Source organism: Synechococcus sp. KORDI-49 (genome assembly GCF_000737575.1).
In the GTDB taxonomy this organism is placed as follows: Bacteria; Cyanobacteriota; Cyanobacteriia; order PCC-6307; family Cyanobiaceae; genus Parasynechococcus.
The window spans coordinates 2,395,637-2,412,125 of record NZ_CP006270.1 but is presented as its reverse complement, the minus strand read 5'-3'; the positions used below and the strand labels follow the sequence as shown (position 1 = coordinate 2,412,125).

The 16,489-nt window shown below is 56.0% G+C and carries 17 protein-coding genes; 11 read left to right on the top strand and 6 right to left on the bottom strand.

The features are described from left to right. Nucleotides 1-13 precede the first annotated feature (13 nt). Nucleotides 14-736 (top strand): response regulator transcription factor, encoded by a 723-nt coding sequence (locus KR49_RS12115; protein ID WP_043695903.1) that lies wholly within the window; start codon nucleotides 14-16, stop codon nucleotides 734-736. An 89-nt stretch (nucleotides 737-825) separates the two neighbouring features. Beyond that, entirely contained in the window at nucleotides 826-957 is a 132-nt protein-coding gene (locus tag KR49_RS14515; protein WP_256381020.1) for a hypothetical protein, read from the top strand. Here KR49_RS14515 and KR49_RS12110 read toward each other — a convergent pair. Beyond that, nucleotides 906-2,186 (bottom strand): sensor histidine kinase KdpD, encoded by a 1,281-nt coding sequence (locus tag KR49_RS12110; protein WP_253912764.1) that lies wholly within the window; start codon nucleotides 2,184-2,186, stop codon nucleotides 906-908. The genes KR49_RS14515 and KR49_RS12110 overlap by 52 nt on opposite strands. A gap of 158 nt (nucleotides 2,187-2,344) precedes the next feature. Here KR49_RS12110 and KR49_RS14540 point away from each other — a divergent pair, with 158 nt between their 5' ends. Continuing rightward, the gene (locus tag KR49_RS14540) at nucleotides 2,345-2,797 is read left to right on the top strand and encodes a type IV pilin protein (protein WP_043695899.1); all 453 of its coding nucleotides are present in this window, start codon (nucleotides 2,345-2,347) and stop codon (nucleotides 2,795-2,797) included. A 59-nt stretch (nucleotides 2,798-2,856) separates the two neighbouring features. On the opposite strand, the gene KR49_RS12100 is transcribed toward KR49_RS14540, so the two are convergent. Continuing rightward, nucleotides 2,857-4,341 (bottom strand): hypothetical protein, encoded by a 1,485-nt coding sequence (locus tag KR49_RS12100; RefSeq protein WP_156957200.1) that lies wholly within the window; start codon nucleotides 4,339-4,341, stop codon nucleotides 2,857-2,859. Nucleotides 4,342-4,579: 238 nt separating this feature from the next. On the opposite strand from KR49_RS12100, the gene KR49_RS13425 reads away from it, so the two are divergent. The 5 genes from KR49_RS13425 (at nucleotide 4,580) to KR49_RS13990 (ending at nucleotide 10,581) form a co-directional block, all read left to right on the top strand. Beyond that, nucleotides 4,580-5,122 (top strand): type II secretion system protein, encoded by a 543-nt coding sequence (locus KR49_RS13425; protein ID WP_084188047.1) that lies wholly within the window; start codon nucleotides 4,580-4,582, stop codon nucleotides 5,120-5,122. A 3-nt stretch (nucleotides 5,123-5,125) separates the two neighbouring features. Beyond that, nucleotides 5,126-7,225 carry a hypothetical protein gene (locus tag KR49_RS14000; RefSeq protein ID WP_156957199.1) on the top strand — a complete coding sequence of 700 codons (2,100 nt, stop codon included), beginning with the start codon at nucleotides 5,126-5,128 and terminating at the stop codon, nucleotides 7,223-7,225. Nucleotides 7,226-7,376: 151 nt separating this feature from the next. Further along, the gene (locus tag KR49_RS13995) at nucleotides 7,377-7,937 is read left to right on the top strand and encodes a type II secretion system protein (RefSeq protein WP_156957198.1); all 561 of its coding nucleotides are present in this window, start codon (nucleotides 7,377-7,379) and stop codon (nucleotides 7,935-7,937) included. Beyond that, complete coding sequence (locus KR49_RS13420; RefSeq protein WP_071839745.1) at nucleotides 7,922-8,575, top strand: Tfp pilus assembly protein FimT/FimU; 654 nt, start codon at nucleotides 7,922-7,924, stop codon at nucleotides 8,573-8,575. The genes KR49_RS13995 and KR49_RS13420 overlap by 16 nt, the downstream gene beginning before the upstream one ends. Nucleotides 8,576-8,688: 113 nt before the next feature. Further along, entirely contained in the window at nucleotides 8,689-10,581 is a 1,893-nt protein-coding gene (locus KR49_RS13990; protein ID WP_156957197.1) for a hypothetical protein, read from the top strand. A 25-nt stretch (nucleotides 10,582-10,606) separates the two neighbouring features. Here the strand turns inward: KR49_RS13990 and lepA are convergent, their stop codons facing one another. Next, nucleotides 10,607-12,424 carry a translation elongation factor 4 gene (gene lepA / locus KR49_RS12085; RefSeq protein WP_043695885.1) on the bottom strand — a complete coding sequence of 606 codons (1,818 nt, stop codon included), beginning with the start codon at nucleotides 12,422-12,424 and terminating at the stop codon, nucleotides 10,607-10,609. An 89-nt stretch (nucleotides 12,425-12,513) separates the two neighbouring features. On the opposite strand from lepA, the gene KR49_RS12080 reads away from it, so the two are divergent. Next, nucleotides 12,514-12,834 carry a multidrug efflux SMR transporter gene (locus KR49_RS12080; protein WP_043695883.1) on the top strand — a complete coding sequence of 107 codons (321 nt, stop codon included), beginning with the start codon at nucleotides 12,514-12,516 and terminating at the stop codon, nucleotides 12,832-12,834. Between the two features lie 15 nt (nucleotides 12,835-12,849). Here KR49_RS12080 and KR49_RS12075 read toward each other — a convergent pair whose 3' ends face one another. Then, complete coding sequence (locus KR49_RS12075; protein ID WP_043695879.1) at nucleotides 12,850-14,358, bottom strand: malate:quinone oxidoreductase; 1,509 nt, start codon at nucleotides 14,356-14,358, stop codon at nucleotides 12,850-12,852. A gap of 80 nt (nucleotides 14,359-14,438) precedes the next feature. Here KR49_RS12075 and KR49_RS12070 point away from each other — a divergent pair, with 80 nt between their 5' ends. Next, on the top strand, nucleotides 14,439-14,684 hold the full coding sequence (locus KR49_RS12070; RefSeq protein ID WP_043695876.1) for a NifU family protein: 246 nt from the start codon (nucleotides 14,439-14,441) through the stop codon (nucleotides 14,682-14,684). Beyond that, nucleotides 14,582-14,992 (top strand): gamma-glutamylcyclotransferase family protein, encoded by a 411-nt coding sequence (locus KR49_RS14580; protein ID WP_156957196.1) that lies wholly within the window; start codon nucleotides 14,582-14,584, stop codon nucleotides 14,990-14,992. Before KR49_RS12070 ends, KR49_RS14580 begins: the two co-directional genes overlap by 103 nt. Here the strand turns inward: KR49_RS14580 and KR49_RS12060 are convergent. Continuing rightward, nucleotides 14,977-15,666, bottom strand: coding sequence for a DUF4079 domain-containing protein (locus KR49_RS12060; protein WP_043695873.1), 690 nt, complete (start codon nucleotides 15,664-15,666; stop codon nucleotides 14,977-14,979). The genes KR49_RS14580 and KR49_RS12060 overlap by 16 nt on opposite strands. Before the next feature lie 39 nt (nucleotides 15,667-15,705). Next, the gene (locus KR49_RS13985) at nucleotides 15,706-15,855 is read right to left on the bottom strand and encodes a hypothetical protein (RefSeq protein ID WP_156957195.1); all 150 of its coding nucleotides are present in this window, start codon (nucleotides 15,853-15,855) and stop codon (nucleotides 15,706-15,708) included. Between the last annotated feature and the right edge of the window lie 634 nt (nucleotides 15,856-16,489).

The following is a 16,489-nucleotide window of genomic DNA, read 5'->3' as shown; positions in this document are numbered from 1 at the left end:
TACCCTGCGCGCCATGGCGGCTCCCCTGAACGACCAACCCGATCGGTTGCTGATCGTCGATGACGATCCGGAGCTGCTGAAGCTTCTGATCGACACGCTGCAGCAGGCGGGGCACCAGTGCACACCAGCCGCCGACGGGCAGCAGGCGCTGCTGCATCTGCGCCAGCGGGAGTTCGAACTGGTGCTGCTGGACTGGACCCTGCCGGATCTGGAAGGGGTGGAGGTGCTGCGGCGGATGCGTCGCACGGCGCTGAACACCCCGGTGCTGATGCTCACCGCCCGCGATTCCCTGGAGGAGCGGATCGCGGCGCTGGATGCCGGCGCTGATGACTACCTCACCAAACCGTTCGAGCTGCAGGAGTTGAACGCCAGGGTGCGCGCCCAGCTGCGCCGGCGCCGCTATGAGGCCGATGCACGCCGGCCGGCCGATCTGACCCTCGGAGATCTGAGCATCGATCTGTTCAGCCGCAGCGTGTGCCGCGGTGATCGGGAGGTGAGCCTGTCGCAGCGGGAGTTCGAGCTGCTCTGCTTCCTGGTGCAGGAGCCGGAGTGCGTGCACAGCCGCCAGGCGATCCTCGAGGGGGTTTGGGGCAGCCCCTTCGTGGGCGACCCCAACACCCTGGATGTGTACATGGGCTACCTGCGCCGCAAGATCGAAGAACCGGGCCAGCCGCAGCTGCTGCACACCGTCCGTGGCGTTGGCTTCATGGCGCGAAACGGCGACGCCAACGTCTGATCATCAGCGAATCCTCATCGACATCCAAGCCGATCCACCAGCCATCGGGGTAGACGATGGCTAAGGGTGAAACAAGACCAACCAGCGCGATGCGCGATCTGATCCCCTCCATGCTTCTGGGTGTGGTGCTGCCGGCCGTGGTGTTGTTCACCGTGGCGGTACTGCCCCCCTACGACGAGCCCGCGGCGATGGCTGTTCCGGCTGTCGTCTCCAGCCGCTGAAACCGAAGCTGCACATCAGCGCCACCACCAGGCGCATCAGCAATCACCAGATCGGCTCCCATCAGGCTGATCAACTGCTGCACCAGCGACAACCCCAGGCCACTGCCGCGGGTGCCCGTGGCGGTGCTGCCGCGGGTGAAGCGCTCCAGCACCTTGGCTTTCTCCTGATCAGAGATTCCAGCCCCCTGATCCTGAACATGCAGCACGATCCGCTCAGGCTCCGCGGTGACGAACAACTGAATTGGGCCTGAGGCGTAGGCGATGGCGTTCTCTACCAAGGCCGCCAGACATTGCTGCAGACGATCGGGGTCGGCATCAATCGGCATCAGCGCCGTTGGTGAAGGAGCCGCCAGCTGTAAACGATCCGGCGCCAACGGCAGCAGACGCTCATAGGCCACCAGCAGCAGATCCTCCGGGTCGAGCTGTTGCATCGCCAGGCTGAGACGACCGCTGTCGTTGCGCGCCAGTTCCAGCAAAACGCGCAACAACTGCCCCATACGCCGGGCTTCTGCTTCGATCAGGGCGACCGGCGGCTGCAGAGTGGACGGCAAGGGCTGCTCACTCAACTGCTGGGCATGGCCAGAGATCACACTGATCGGCGTGCGCAGTTCATGGGCCACCCCATCCACAAAGAAGCGCTCCTGCTCCCAGGCCTTGGCCAGGCGTGACTGCAAATCATGGAAGGCTTCGGCAATCGGCTGCAGTTCGCGGGGTTGGCGGTTCAACGCCAACGGCGCTTGATTCAACGAATCCGCCTCCAGCCGGTTGAGTTGTTCGCGCAGTGCAGCAAGAGGAACCATCAAGCCCCGCTGCAACACCAGCCGCAGCAGCAGGGCCGTGAACAACATCGATCCACCGGCCGCCGCCACCAACAGCAACTGATCGGTGCGATCCTGACGCCACTGCTCTGTGATGTTCTGGCGCACCTCCACCAGAGGAGAACGACCGGGCCTATTGAGCCACTGACGACTGACCATCCAAGCGGAACCGTCCGCATCCAACTGCAGCTGAGGAGCCGACTCCGTGCCGCTGTCCAGCAGCGTCAGCTGAAGACCGAGGCCAGAGAGTTCAGTCTCTGTAGAAGAAATCAGACGCTGTTGTTCAATCAACGCATTGGCTTGTTGCTGATGGGCCTGCAGCCGCCGCTCCTGACGCAGATTGCTGCTCACCACAAACAAGAGGCTGTAGCCCGCCACCACCGCCAGCAGAGAGGTGGATTGCAACCACACCCGCAACGAAGGCAGTGGGCGAAACGCAGAACTGTCTGAGAACAAACCTAAGAGGCCTCTTAGGGAAGCTTTAGCGGCTCCACCCAGAAACGACCATCCGCCGCGGGCATGGTGAAGAGGTCAGCACGAAACGTGCAAAAAACATCTCACCAAATCTCATGACCACCTTGAACAGCACACTGCAACTCGCTCTGCTCAAGCGCAAGAAAGCCCGCAACAAGCTTGAAAAAGGCTTCACCCTTGTGGAGCTGCTGATTGTCGTCATCATCCTTGGAATCCTATCCAGCGTGGCACTTCCTGCCTTCCTCAATCAACAGAAAAAAGGTGTGATCAGCAGCTTGAACGCTTCTGCGATGGCGGCCGCAAAATCATGTGCCGCTCTTCAAGTCACCAATGATCAAGGTTCCTATAATGCGCCTTCTTCTGACAGCATCACAATCAAAGTAAAAGATTCAAACGACCAAACTGATTGCCCCCAAGCAGGCACTGTATCTGTCGATTTTACCGCGACGGATGGCGACCCGGACGGTGATTCATATAAACCACGCGCATCCGCTGCCGTTGCAACACTGGGAAGTGATGGCTCCATCACTCTTGTTTCATCAAGCTGATTCAAAGAAACCTTACACAAGCCCCCACCAAGGGGGCTTTTCTCGCGCCAAAATAGCCACTACAAATCAAAGAACAGATATTTTGCACCGCTCAACACTGTCACCAGCATGCACAGAACAAGCAAACAGCCAAAGACTGTTGCTCGGCTGCTGACAAGTGAAGAAGGAGACTCAGCCTGATCAGCACCATCGAAACTACCCAAAGGAAGATCCTCCTGCAAGCAGATCAAAACCAAAACGCACAAGATCAAGACAAAGAAGGACCACACACCTGCAGGCCAAAACAAAACTGAACCAAACTGCAAGTAGCACAAGACTGGCAACGTAGGTATTGCCATCAAGAGCAACAACTCGGTCCTTACCTTTCGCCACACAAGGATTGCAGACATCGAGATCAAGGCAGCCATCACCACACCGGACAAGCCCGCATCAGCCACCAACTGAATCAGAAGATTGTGAGGCGTGTGGTTTCCGCTGGTGCCGGTCTCTGGCAAATAGCCAAGCCCATGCCCCCAGAATAGAGACTGCGTAAGCCCTGAATTCAACCAAGTTCCCCAGATCTCAAACCTGCCACCATCGGCCCTTTCAATCAAGGCCGCATCGCCTGCACGACCAGAAAGAGACTGAGAAGCAATCGCTAGACGCAAGCCATGATTGGTCAACCAGGCCAGACCATTAGTTAGGAATGAAGCCAATGTCAGCTGGCCCAGGAGTTGATCTTCACGGCGATAAGCGAACGTTGCCAACAACAGCAAAGAAAGGCCTAACGACAACAGAAGGCCTCGCCCAGCTGTCAGCCAAGCATTATAAAAAACAACAAAAGAGGCCACGCTGAACAAGAAAAGGCCGAAACGTTGATTCCACTGATGCCAACCCCGCTGAAAAAAAGCGAGCATCCAGCAGATGAGCGCCTGAAACTGAACCAATGCCAAAAAGTTTCCATCCCGCACATTGAAAAAAAGTTTCGGCGGGCCAAGCATGTTGAGGTAGACCAAATTGAAACCCTTACCATTCAACAGGTAATACGTTAGAAAAGAATTTTCTAACACAACAATCACAGACATCACAACAACAGCAGCACCGATCAACCAATCGCGATGCTCATTCTCAGCAACAGCGTAAACAGCAACAGGCAACATCAGAATCAGCATCAAGGCTGATGACAGGCTTTCAAGCTGCGCCACAAAGCCATGCACGACTCCCATGCAGACAAGCCAGATCAGATATGCAGCCACCGCAAAGGCAACAGCACGCAAGGCCAGCAGCTTCCGAAGAAAAGGCACGAACCCCGGCTGCGGTACGACCAGGACCCCCGAGACCAGGCAGCTCAACAGCAACACATGCCACTGCACGCCAAAGCGATCAAACCCGATCAAGACAAAAGGAGCTGAGATGATCGAAAGGAAGGGAGCGAAGAGAAACACCCCTAAAGCCCAGTTGCTCCGAGACACCTCAGAGACCTTGGCCTGAAAGCGCTGCACGCGATTGGAAGCTCGAATCCCGACAGCAGGAAACACCAATAACCTTTGACGCGGTTTGCTCACCTTCTCAATCCACTGACAGCTACAACGTAGCCAGGAGACTCTGAAGGACATCTCTGAACAAGACAACTTCCAGCCTTTGAGCAAAGAGGCACTGAGGCGCCTTTACCCAAAAGATGGACTCAAAAGCAGGATTAGCAGATAATCCTCAGGCCTGGCTCAGCTAACAACAATCCATTCCCAAGACGAGAAGCAAAACCACTGAATAAAATTGAAGTATTAATTCTCGTGCGTCAAGGGCGTGATCAAGAAGATAGCGAAACATCAGCAAGGTTTCACGTTAACTGAGATGCTGATATCCGTTGCCATTATGGGTGCTCTGACCTCGATTGCCACACCACCGTTACTCAACAATCTTCACCGTGCAAAGCAGAGTGACGCTGCCAGCCTACTTTCGCAACTCGCCGTATCAGCCGCAACCTATAAGGATGAATTTGGAGAGGCACCAACCACCTGGGAACATCTCAGTGAGATCAGTGCTGTTATGACAGCCAATGGGCCTGCAACTAGTGGCGACCTTACATCAAATATTTCAACACCAAACCGTGATTTCACTATCAATCGCAGCTCCGGCACCGGTGATTATTTTGAATTCACAGCAACACCGACAGGAGCAGGAGCAGCAGGCAGATACAACGTCATTTCCTGCATAGACCTCTCCAACGGAGCCAGTGACATCCGACTCGGAGGTCGCAACGGACTTGCAGCTGCGGCAGCCACCGGTGACCTGACATGCCGGACGAGCAACGCCACGACTCCAGGCATCACAACCAGTTCCTCGTAAGGCATGACTCAAATCAAAAAAATCGCACATCAGCCCCTGAGGATCGTTGCCCCTCCTGAGGAACAAGGCGTGGCAATGTTAATAGCACTGCTCACTGGAGCGCTGCTGATCACAGCTGCCACAGGGTTGCTCATCAGACAATTGACAGCTCGAAAGCTATCGGCTTCAGAGAGTTATCAGCAAATGGCAGAAGCAGCTGCCAATAATGGCTTTAATAGAATTCTTGCCACTCTCAACAGAGGGAGCACGGAAGAATATCGAGGGTTCTTGTTTGAAGTCAACAATCAGCCAGGGTCTTGGTCATGGGAAAACATCTACGCCAAAGGTGAGTTCTGCGCCAATCGAAGTGATCATGACACTCAGATTATCAGAACCGTTCCTTTGATTGATGATACCAACGGAGATGACACTCAATGGCCCCGAAGCTCAGCCTACTATCCGCTTGGAGGCGATGCTTCAAGCAACACGTTGAGAGACGACACCAAGGGCACCGTCAGCACCATGTATCGCCTCAACCAATACACACAAAATGCCGGCAAGGCGATCTTTGAAGTTGAAGGACGTGTCGTCAGGACGACGCAAAGCCAGGGCTCAGAAAACTCAACAGTTTTAGCACGTGCACGACTAACCCGATCCCTTCAAGTTGAATCCAAGGTTACTCGACCGGAAGACTGGGCTGTGCTTGCCGGCTACACAATCAACTCCTCAGCGAGCAATCCAATCAGGCTTCTAGGACCCGGTCTTGCAGCTCACTTTGTCCAATCCTATGACACCTCCCTATGCACTGACACAAAAGGAATCAGCTCAAACGAAATCGGACAAGCGCAATCAGTCTGGCCAATTTTGCGCAATATCAGCACTGATGGAGGAGCCGTGACATATATACCGAACTCAACAATTTACAGTGGCGACAAAACCACTGATCAAGTTACCATCAATAATCTCAAGGTACAGAGGATATGGAGCTTTGACGACAGCGCAGAAAGATTAACCTGTAAAGACGACAACAACAATACGGTCCAATCAATCGTTTGCACAAGAACTGGGCCAAACAGCAATGACCAAAAGATCCCCGACCTTGAAGAGCTCAAAGATCTCACCACTCAACAGCCAAGCGGGTCAGACGCAAACAACAGTTCGTTTAAACATAAAACCTTTAGAAAAACAACGACATACTGGCGGAACGGAAATATCAAAGACGAGTATATAGAAATTGGAGTATGCAAAAAATCTGTGATCAATCAAGTGACAGAGTGCGCTTCATCCAACAATACTATTGAGGAAAATTGGAGATGGAATCGAAAAATCAGGCGCTCAGACGACAGGAAAGGTAGAACAGTTCAACAGTGGAGATTAAATCCAGACACGAACAACAAGGAAATTGGATATTGCACTCAAGCAAACGCAATAGACTGCGACTTGACGGATAGCAATTGGCAATGGGTCGCGACAGCGAACAACGAAAGCGGCGACGCAACGGTGCAGCCGAATATCATTAAAATTAGCCGCGAGGACATCTGCCCTGAGAACACAAATTCAAATGTATGCCATCTTTATATCGAGCATCTCAACCTCAGTAACACAGAAGTTTATATTGAAAATGTCGGTCGACCTGTTGTTATTCATCCTTATCTAGCTTCTGGTGACCGAAGGTCAGATTTAAGCAACTATCAATACAGTCTGAAGGGATCTGCAAGGCTTTGTGGGGTCGATAGCACCAGCAGCAGTGATTGCAATAACAAACCACAAAATCTTGTAATCACTTCAGAAAACAAATCGCCAGCTCTTGGCTGTAGTGACAACGATCAGCCTCAGAACGATTTCAAGTTTGAAGGGAATAGCTTACCTGCTGCATGGTTTTCCATGCAGAGTGGAAGAGTCCGTCCAAAAAATGCGAGCATGAATGGCATCATCTGGGCCAGTTCTATTTGCCCAGAGGGGACACTCAATCTCTCCACGGAGGGGGCAAACAACGAAGGTGCAACAGAAGCCTTTGTTCTCCAAGGTAAGAGCCTTTGGAATTGGAGTGATCGTGCAGGTCTGGGGCGAAGAATTGTCCGTGGTATCCGAGGCAGTGGTCTCGATATCTTCAAGCGCTGGTAAAAGAATAGACTCGAAACCACTGTTGTCACTTAGCCAATTCTCAGGGAACACTGAAGTAGAGCTCACACCAAGGCCTAAGCATCCGTTGAGAATAGGTAAAGAGTTTGATCAAGCATCTCAGCAACCCTAACGGCATCATTTGGTGAATTCAGTGAGCACTCTGAAGCGCTATCCACAAAGATTCAGACCAGGTGACCGCCAGCATGGCTTCACGCTGCTGGAAACTCTTATCGCTGGAGTGCTGGTGATCATGACGATGACCGCTGTTGGTCGAATGGGCACCTCCGCCTTGGCGGGTAGCAGTAATTATGCCGAGAGAAGAAAGATTGAGGCAGATATCGAAACTCATATTCAACTAATTCAACAAGCAGATTCTCTCCTTACCTATGAGCGCATACCAACAGCTCAACAAAGTTCAGCATGCCTTACACCAGCGATATACCTTGCAAAAGTACTTGAAGGGAATGGCCAGATTCACTCTGGCGATAACTGGCTATCGACCACTTCAAGCTCAGACACGTCAACCCGATATTTCCCAGAAATTGACAGCCCGACAAACCCAAAAATAACATCAATAACATTCATCCCGGATAACGATAAAGATATCGTGGAAGTTATATATCTTTTTCAAGCTCCTGAGGACAATATCGCAACGGAGTATCGCCGCCTCGAACTGAACCCCAATTTCCAAAGCCGATGCCCAGCCTATTAAAACATCTCACATCAATTCAAAAGCAAACGATTCTTACCAATAATCAAGGGTTCACCCTACTCGAGATGATTGTTGTAGCAGCCATCATTGGCATCACAACCACAGCTGCTTTACCAGATTTTCAGAGAGGGATCGCCCAAGGGAAAGTTGACCGTTACACCAATAATATTGAAACAGGATTTTTCAATTTGAAAGCTAGAGTAAGCGCATATAAAATTGGCTGCGAAATTAATTTTCAAGCTCATCGAAATTTCAAAGTCAACACATTTATGCAACCAGCTAGTTTTTTAGAATTACAGAATGATGATGGTAGCCGAAAAACAACCGATCATCTCGCAAGCTGCCGTACTGCAACAGATCCAAGCCTCAATTCTGAAGCCCTCCGTGTAGTCAATATTGAGGGAGCGAATGAGCGACGCGACGTGCTTGTTTCTGCGACAAGTGGTGCCTTTTCATTTACCCCTGCTGGAACAACAGCCAGCGCTCATGATCTCACCATCCTCATTCAGTCGAAAGATGCCGCTGCTCCGTGGGCACTGAATAAGCGAGGAGAAAGCAAGCTCATCACCCGATGTGTTGAAGTCACAGGAAACGGACAGGTCTACTCAGGAACGTGGCTTAGCGGCACATGTACATAAGCAGGCTAAGTCTTACAGACATCTTTCAGACAACCATCACTTCCTTCTCTAATGTAATGAGATTATTTTTGCCATATTGAAGACATGAAAGCATAACAATCGTCAGAAAGAACATGAAACGCCTGCCTAAGCAAAACACCAGCTTGAGGCCCATATACAAAAGGGAGCAAGGATTTGGTCTCCATGAAACCCTGATTGCACTGGCAGCTGGAACACTCATCATCACAGCGGCAGCGGTAGGCGTGCAATCAACACAGTCGCTGATGAAAACAAGCGAAGAGAAAGCCTCCCAACGCCAGAATACGCTGAATGGTCTCCGGCTGATGCGATCAGAAATAGAGCGCAGCCTTCATGCCTTGGTGAATGGTGAACCACAAGATCCTGAATTAGACTATACAAAGCTTTCTAGATTAAACGATAAAGTTCAAATCTGCCAAGCCATTGCCAATCGCTTACCAAGCACTACAAGCAATCTTTCAGCCGAGCAACGTGCAGGATTCATCCCTCTTTACGCCCTAAAAATGAATGATGATGGTGCCTACCATCACGTTTTCTATGGGCTAGGGAAAGGAAGTAACAGTGGCACATTCTCGATTCAAAGATGCGGAAGTCAGCTGGACTTGGACGGTAATTACAGAACGACAGCTGTTCCTTATGTCGCCACAGTCTTGAACGGGATCGCAGCCATGCCATGCCTTTCGTTCAATACAGATGGCGAATGCACCAGCACATTACCCACAGACTTTGGAGAAAAAGTTGGCAAGACTGGAATCAAGCCGGAAGATGTGACCCGTGACGACGTACTGCTTTATCTGAGCACACTAGGGAATGGTAATTATGGCTTTGAAGTTCTTTCCGATAACAAGACTCCTGGACAGGGCTACCTGATGCCAGCTCTCCGCTTTCAAACGGACAACCGACGCAAGCTGATACGGTTCGTTGGCCCCATGGACTGCCCAACTGGGTCAACTGGTCGGCAATGCATCCAAACCAGTCAGCTGTCTGTCTCCAGTTCTGCTGATCAAGCAGGCCGGCAACCGCTGCAGCTCACTGCTTATGCCCGTGCGGATAAACGTTTGATCAATCCTGATGATCAGAGCTCAGGCCTGACATCCAACTGGGTGACTGGTGGGCAACCCATTACCAGCGATCGGGTGCGATTTCTGGTTGATGGCTCAGGTTCCATGGGAGCCTGCATGGACTGGAGCAGAGATGATCGAGGAGAACTCATTCCGGGCAGTTCAACACGAGAGTTTCAAACCCCGCAAGATGATCCAGCACGTGTCACGGATCCTTCCTATCGTTATAGTCCTACTTACAATATTAATTCCTACGTCTGCAATCAGACACGGATGGAACGGCTTAAAGAAGAGATGACGAAAATCATCGAGAACCTACCCTCCGACACTAAAATCGGCATTGAAATCTTCAGCTCCACATCCAATAACGGCGTTTCATACTACAACAATCGTCAATGGAGCAGGTCAGAAGATGGGCTGGTCACAATTGGAGAGAATAGAGAATCAGCTCTCGAATTTATCAGCAGCTTTGACATGGACGAGAATGGAGATTACATCAAGCCAAGCACTTGGGGTGGAACCAATCCATGGAATGCACTCTTACGCGCGTTCAGCGATCATTCAGCTGATACTCTCTATTTCCTCTCGGATGGGCTACCGACCTCCGATTTCATCGTCAAGGGCTCACGCATTGCAGAAGTAGATGACGACTTCAACTCCGCGGCGGATTATTTCGATGACGTCAATGATGAACGAATTGCGAATGGTCATCAGTCTCTAACCGTGAATACAGCTTCTATCATGCTTCACTCAGCTTGGATGGAGAAGCTCGCTGAGCTCACAAACGGCCATTACTCACAAGCACGCAAAAAAGAATCATCCGGAAAGAGTAATAACGGTCATGGCAACAATAGTGATAGCTGCGATTCATCGAACCCAAGTGCAACCTTCAGTCATTGCACTCAGGATGACGAAAACAAGCCTTAACTGCCTGTAAGGGGCGACGAAGACGTCACCCACCCCCTTCATTCAGCTTCAGCACCGCCATAAAGGCCTCCTGCGGCACATCCACCTTGCCCATGGCCTTCATCCGCTTCTTGCCCTTGGCTTGTTTCTTCAGCAGTTTCTTCTTCCGCGAAATATCGCCGCCGTAGCACTTGGCCAGCACGTCCTTGCGGATGGCACTGATGCTGGTGGAGGCAATGATGCGGCTGCCGATCGAGGCCTGGATCGGAATCTTGAACTGCTGGCGGGGGATCAGTTCCTTGAGCTTCTCCACCAGCGCCTTGCCCACGTTGTAGGCCTTGTCCTGGTGAACAATCGTGGTGAGGGCATCAGCCCGATCACCGTTGATCAGCACATCGAGGCGCACCAGCTGATTCCGGCGGTAGCCGATCAGGTGGTATTCCATCGAGGCGTAGCCCTGGGTGCGCGTCTTCATCTGATCGAAGAAATCGGTCACCACCTCCGCCAGCGGTAACTCGTAGATCAACGTCACCCGATCGGTGGTGATGTACTTCATGTCGATGTACTCCCCGCGCCGTTCCTGGCAGAGGCCCATCAGCGCACCGTTGTACTCGTTCGGCGCATAGATCTCCATCTTCACGTAGGGCTCTTCGATCGACTCCCGCTTCTGCGGATCCGGCAGCGTCGCCGGGTTGTCGATCATCACCTCGCTGCCATCGATCAGGTTCACCTTGTAGATCACCGACGGTGCGGTGACGATCAGATCGAGGTCGTACTCACGCTCGAGCCGTTCCTGCACGATCTCCATGTGCAGGAGGCCGAGGAAACCGCAGCGGAAGCCGAAACCCATGGCACTGCTGGTTTCCGGCTCGTACTTCAACGCCGCATCGGAGAGCTGCAGCTTGTCGAGGGCATCGCGCAGATCCGGGTACTGATCGGCCTCGGTGGGAAACAGGCCGCAGAACACCATCGGCTTGGCCTCGGTGTAGCCGGGCAACGGCTCCTCGGCTGGAGCGTTCAGCAGCGTGATCGTGTCGCCGACACGGGCATCGGCCACCGCCTTGATCGACGCCGCCAGGTAGCCCACCTCGCCGGCATGCAGCTCGTTCATCTTCCTCTGATCCGGCGCCATGATCCCGATCTCGTCGAGTTCATAGGTCTTCTGGCTGGCCATCAGCAGCACCTTGTCTTTGCAGCTGATGCGGCCGCTCATCACCCGGAAGTAGACGATCACCCCCCGGTAGGGGTCGTAGTAGGAGTCGAAGATCAACGCCTTGGTGGGCTCCTCCACCGCATCCTTCGGCGGCGGCACCCGATCCACCACCGCCTGCAGGATCTCGGGCACCCCGAGGCCGGTCTTGGCGGAACAGGAAATGGCATTGCTGCAATCCAGGCCGATGATCGCCTCGATCTCTTCCTTGATCCGATCGGGATCGGCTCCGGGCAGGTCGATCTTGTTGAGCACCGGGATGATCTCAAGATCGTTGTCCAGCGCCAGGTAGACGTTGGCCAGGGTCTGCGCTTCCACCCCCTGGCTGGCATCCACCACCAGCAGGGCGCCTTCGCAGGCCTGCAGGCTGCGGCTCACCTCATAGGAAAAGTCGACGTGCCCGGGGGTATCGATCAGGTTGAGGACGTACTCCTCCCCATCCGCCGCCGTGTAGTTCATCCGGGCGGCCTGGAGCTTGATCGTGATGCCCCGCTCCCGCTCCAATTCCATGTTGTCGAGGAACTGGTCCTGCATGTCGCGGTTGGCCACCGTGCCCGTGTCCTGCAGCAGCCGGTCGGCCAGGGTCGACTTGCCGTGATCGATATGGGCAATGATGCAGAAGTTGCGGATCCGTGAGACGGGGGCGTCGGTCATGCAGCAGCGGAGTCCCGTCTCGGGTCCTGGGTTCGTCGTTGACTCAATCCTAGGGAGGGGGCAACAGCGGCCATGAGCAAGCAACAGCCATGAACAATCCCTGGACGCTGCTGTTGCTGGCGATCAGCGCCGAGGTGATCGGCACCTCCTGCCTGCGCCTTTCCCAGGGCATGACGCGGCCTCTGCCCACGCTGCTGGTGTTCTCCGCCTACGCCATCGCCATGGCCCTGCTCTCGAAGGTGGTGCTCAGGATTCCCCTGGGCATGACCTATGCCCTGTGGAGCGGCATCGGCACCGTGGCGATCGTGCTGGTGGGCCGCTTCGCCTACAGCCAGCTGCTCAGTCCGGCCCAGCTGATCGGCATCGGCCTGATCACCGCCGGCGTGGTGCTGGTGAATCTGGGCCAGTGAGGCCGCTGCGGGCCCCTAGGCCTTCAGGTCCAGCAGGCTGTTGCTGCGCTGCCGCATGCTCTGCAGCACGGCCGGGTCGGCAATCGGATCCTCGCCGTAGCTGGGCAGCAGGGCCTGCAGCCGTTGCTGCCAGTGCTCCGAGGCCAGCCGCTGCGGGAAGCAGCGCTCCAGCACCTCCAGCATGATCGTTACCGCCGTGCTGGCGCCGGGGGAGGCCCCCAGCAAAGCCGCCAGCGACCCATCACTGGAGGCCACCACCTCGGTGCCCAGCTGCAGCCGCCCGCCCTGCTTGCTGCGCTTGATGATCTGCACCCGCTGGCCGGCCACGGAAAGGGTCCAGTCCTGCGCCCGGGCCGTGGGCATGAACTGCTGCAGCGCCTCATGGCGCTGCTCCGGGCTCTGGCGCAGCTGATTGATCAGGTACCGCACCAGATCGATATTGGTGGCGCCCACCTGCAGCATCGGCAGCAGGTTGGTGGCCCGCACGGATCCCGGCAGATCCAGCAGCGAGCCCTGCTTCAGGAACTTGCTGCTGAAACCGGCGAACGGCCCGAACAGCAGCGAACGGCGGCCGTCGATCCAGCGGGTGTCGAGATGGGGCACCGACATCGGTGGCGCCCCCACCGCCGCCTTGCCGTACACCTTCGCCAGCTGCTTGTCCGCCAGCTGACCGTCGCCGCACACCAGCCACAGCCCACTTACGGGAAAACCGGCGAAATCCGCCGCCTCCGGGATGCCGGAGCGCTGCAGCAGCGGCAGGGCGCCGCCACCGGCACCGAGGAACACGAAGGGGGCCCGCACTTCGCGGCGACCGGAGGGGCCCTTGAGGATCAGCTGCCAGTCGGCCTCGGTCATGTCGCTTTTGCGCAGGCGCTTCAGATCCCGCACCTCGCAGCCGTACTGAACGGTGAGAGCGCCACTGGCCTGCAACGGCAGCAGGTAGGCCCGGGTGAGGGCGCCGAAGTCCACATCGGTGCCCCGTTCGATCCGCGTGGCCGCCACCGGTTGCTTCAGGTCCCGGCCCGCCATCACCAGCGGCATCCACTCCATCAGTTCGGCGGGCTCCTCGCTCCAGCGCATCGCCGCGAACGCCGGCAGCTCCCGCAGCTGGCTGAAGCGCTGCCGCAGGAAGGCGATGTTCTCCTCGGTCCACACCGCACTGATGTGAGCCGCCTGATGCAGGAACGTCTGCGCGTTCAGCTGGCCGCGCTCACTCAGCGACCCCCAGAACTCCAGGCTGCGCTCGAAGGCGGCATTGATCGCCACCGCCTTGGCCGTGGCCACCGTGCCGTCCGCCTGCCGCGGCGTGTAGTTCAGCTCACAGTTGGCGGCATGGCCGGTGCCGGCGTTGTTCCCGGCCCCACTGCTCTCCAGGGCCGGGGCCTCCAGCCGCTCCACCAGCAGCAGCCGCAGCCCCGGATCCAGCTCATGCAGCAGCGCTGCCAGGGTGGCGCTCATGATGCCGGCCCCGACGAGCACCGCGTCGTAGCGGTCGGCCGTGAGAAGGGAACCGTCGTGCTGCACCGGCGCCGGGGGTGAAAACCGCTCTCGTCACCCTATGGGGCCGCTCCGTAGGCTGACTGAGCTGATCTCTGCTGCGACCGATGAGCACCGAAACCATGGCCCTCACCCACGAGAACGTGGAGAAGGTGCTCGATGAGCTGCGGCCCTTCCTGATGGCCGACGGCGGCAACGTTGAAGTGGTGGAGCTGGATGGCCCGATCGTGAAGGTGCGGCTGCAGGGAGCCTGCGGCAGCTGCCCCAGCAGCACCATGACCCTCAAGATGGGCATCGAGCGCAAGATGCGCGAGGCGATTCCCGAAGTGAGCGAAGTGGTGCAGGTGCTCTGAGCCCCCACACGTCTGATTCCGACATCCTGTTCGTCTACGGCAGCCTCAGGGCCGGCGGCAGCGCCCATCACCTGCTGAACGGTTCCACACGCAATCCCGATGGCGTGCTGGAGGCGGCCGAACTGGTGGAGCGTGATGGCTACCCGATGCTGCGCGCCGGACACGGCCGGGTGTGCGGCGAGGTCTACGCGATTCCAGCGCAGCTCTGGCCGGCACTGGATGCCTGGGAGGAGGTGCCCGGCGTCTACCAGCGCCGCCGGCGCACCTTGTTGGATGGACGCCGGGTATGGGTCTACGAAGCGCCCTGAGCCGGGGGCGGACAGGTTTTCGCCGTGAAATCGCAGGCATAGACCGCCGGTTTCTGCCAGCTGAGCGGAATCTCCAGCAGGTCACGGGTGCCGGTGATGCCCTGCAGTGAGAACAGCAGCGCTGCCAGCACCGAAGCGCTCACATGCAGGCGCCGCAGCCTTCGCTGGCGCTGGATCTCCGGCCATGCCCCCAGGGAGAAGAGCATCAGCCCGGTGAGCCCCACACCAGCCCAGTAATGGGATTGCCAGAACGCGAGCGAGAGGGGATCGTCCGACAGCCGCCAGACCTCCGGCTGAGCGCCGAGCAGCAGCACCCCAGCCCAGCTGAGCAGCGCAAAACCCAGCCGTCCTGCTGCGGGGCGGCAGCGCCAGAGCGCCAGAAGGCTGCCCAGTGTTCCGAGCAGCACCAGCAGCAACTCCGCTGCCCGCGCAGGACCGCCGGCGAAGCGGTCCGGAGGCTCCTTGGTGGCGATCACCACCGTCAGGGCCGTGAGCACCAGCAGCACCACCGCTGTCGCCAGCCAGCGGCCGAGGTCACCGTGCTGCCGGCCTGCACCTGCAGACCGTTCCCGCCGGATCGACCAGGCAAGCCGCACCACCATCCCGAGCAAGGGATAGATCACGACCACGGCCAGGGCCGGATGCAGGATCCAGAGCCAGTCGGTTGACGTCATGCACGCATCATCGACCAGCGATCGACAACAACGCGGTGTTCAGAGCACCGGCTCTCTGCTGCCCGCAGACTGAACGGACGACTGACGCAACCTGCGATGCCGACGCAGGTTCCAGTCTTCCTGGAAACAGCGAAGCATGATCGAGGCGAACATGCCCCCCATCAGCACCGTGAACACTTGCTTCAGCACATCAATGCAGGAAAAGAGAACTCTGGATTGCGATCCATATCAACACAACGGCACCCCTTCACTGCCCCACCGACAACACGACCACATCCCCCTGGACGCGGCTGGGATCAGTCCAGACCGGAGTAATTAGCCCGGTAGTCCTCCCATGCCGGCGATTCGAACCGTGATTGCTTCGGCAACGTGGGCCTCGGCTTCAGCACAGGCTTCGGGGTGACACGCGGTGCTGCTTTGTCAACCAGTTTCAGAATGGTTTGGTTGCGGTTCATACAAGAAGACAGGCAACTCACGGAAGATCTATCCGAACAGTCACCATCTTTCAGATAAGACGACTACCGAAATGCCCGATTGAGCAATTTTGCTGTTCTGAGCTCAGGCAGCCTGCTGAATCTGTGGACGCGACACCATCGAAGCGACAGGCTGAATGCCGTACTGGTCTGGAGACTGAGTCTGCAACAACTTCTCAGCCTGCTTAAGATAGTAGAAACAGGTCTGGCGATCCTTTGCCTGATTCGCCTGATCAATCAGAGCTCTGTAGCGTGATGTCAGTGACACGACCATTCATCGACTCCAATTAACTTATCGCCATTGAATAAAGGTGTAAGTAACAACAACAACAGTGCCTGACGCTGATCTG

Bases quoted from the DNA above. Each gene is read 5' to 3' on its own strand.
- KR49_RS12115 (WP_043695903.1), top strand. From the start codon at position 14: ATGGCGGCTCCCCTGAACGACCAACCCGATCGGTTGCTGATCGTCGAT.
- KR49_RS14515 (WP_256381020.1), top strand. From the start codon at position 826: ATGCGCGATCTGATCCCCTCCATGCTTCTGGGTGTGGTGCTGCCGGCC.
- KR49_RS14540 (WP_043695899.1), top strand. From the start codon at position 2,345: ATGACCACCTTGAACAGCACACTGCAACTCGCTCTGCTCAAGCGCAAG.
- KR49_RS14000 (WP_156957199.1), top strand. From the start codon at position 5,126: ATGACTCAAATCAAAAAAATCGCACATCAGCCCCTGAGGATCGTTGCC.
- KR49_RS13420 (WP_071839745.1), top strand. From the start codon at position 7,922: ATGCCCAGCCTATTAAAACATCTCACATCAATTCAAAAGCAAACGATT.
- KR49_RS13990 (WP_156957197.1), top strand. From the start codon at position 8,689: ATGAAACGCCTGCCTAAGCAAAACACCAGCTTGAGGCCCATATACAAA.
- lepA (WP_043695885.1), bottom strand. From the start codon at position 12,424: ATGACCGACGCCCCCGTCTCACGGATCCGCAACTTCTGCATCATTGCC.
- KR49_RS12080 (WP_043695883.1), top strand. From the start codon at position 12,514: ATGAACAATCCCTGGACGCTGCTGTTGCTGGCGATCAGCGCCGAGGTG.
- KR49_RS12070 (WP_043695876.1), top strand. From the start codon at position 14,439: ATGAGCACCGAAACCATGGCCCTCACCCACGAGAACGTGGAGAAGGTG.
- KR49_RS12060 (WP_043695873.1), bottom strand. From the start codon at position 15,666: ATGACGTCAACCGACTGGCTCTGGATCCTGCATCCGGCCCTGGCCGTG.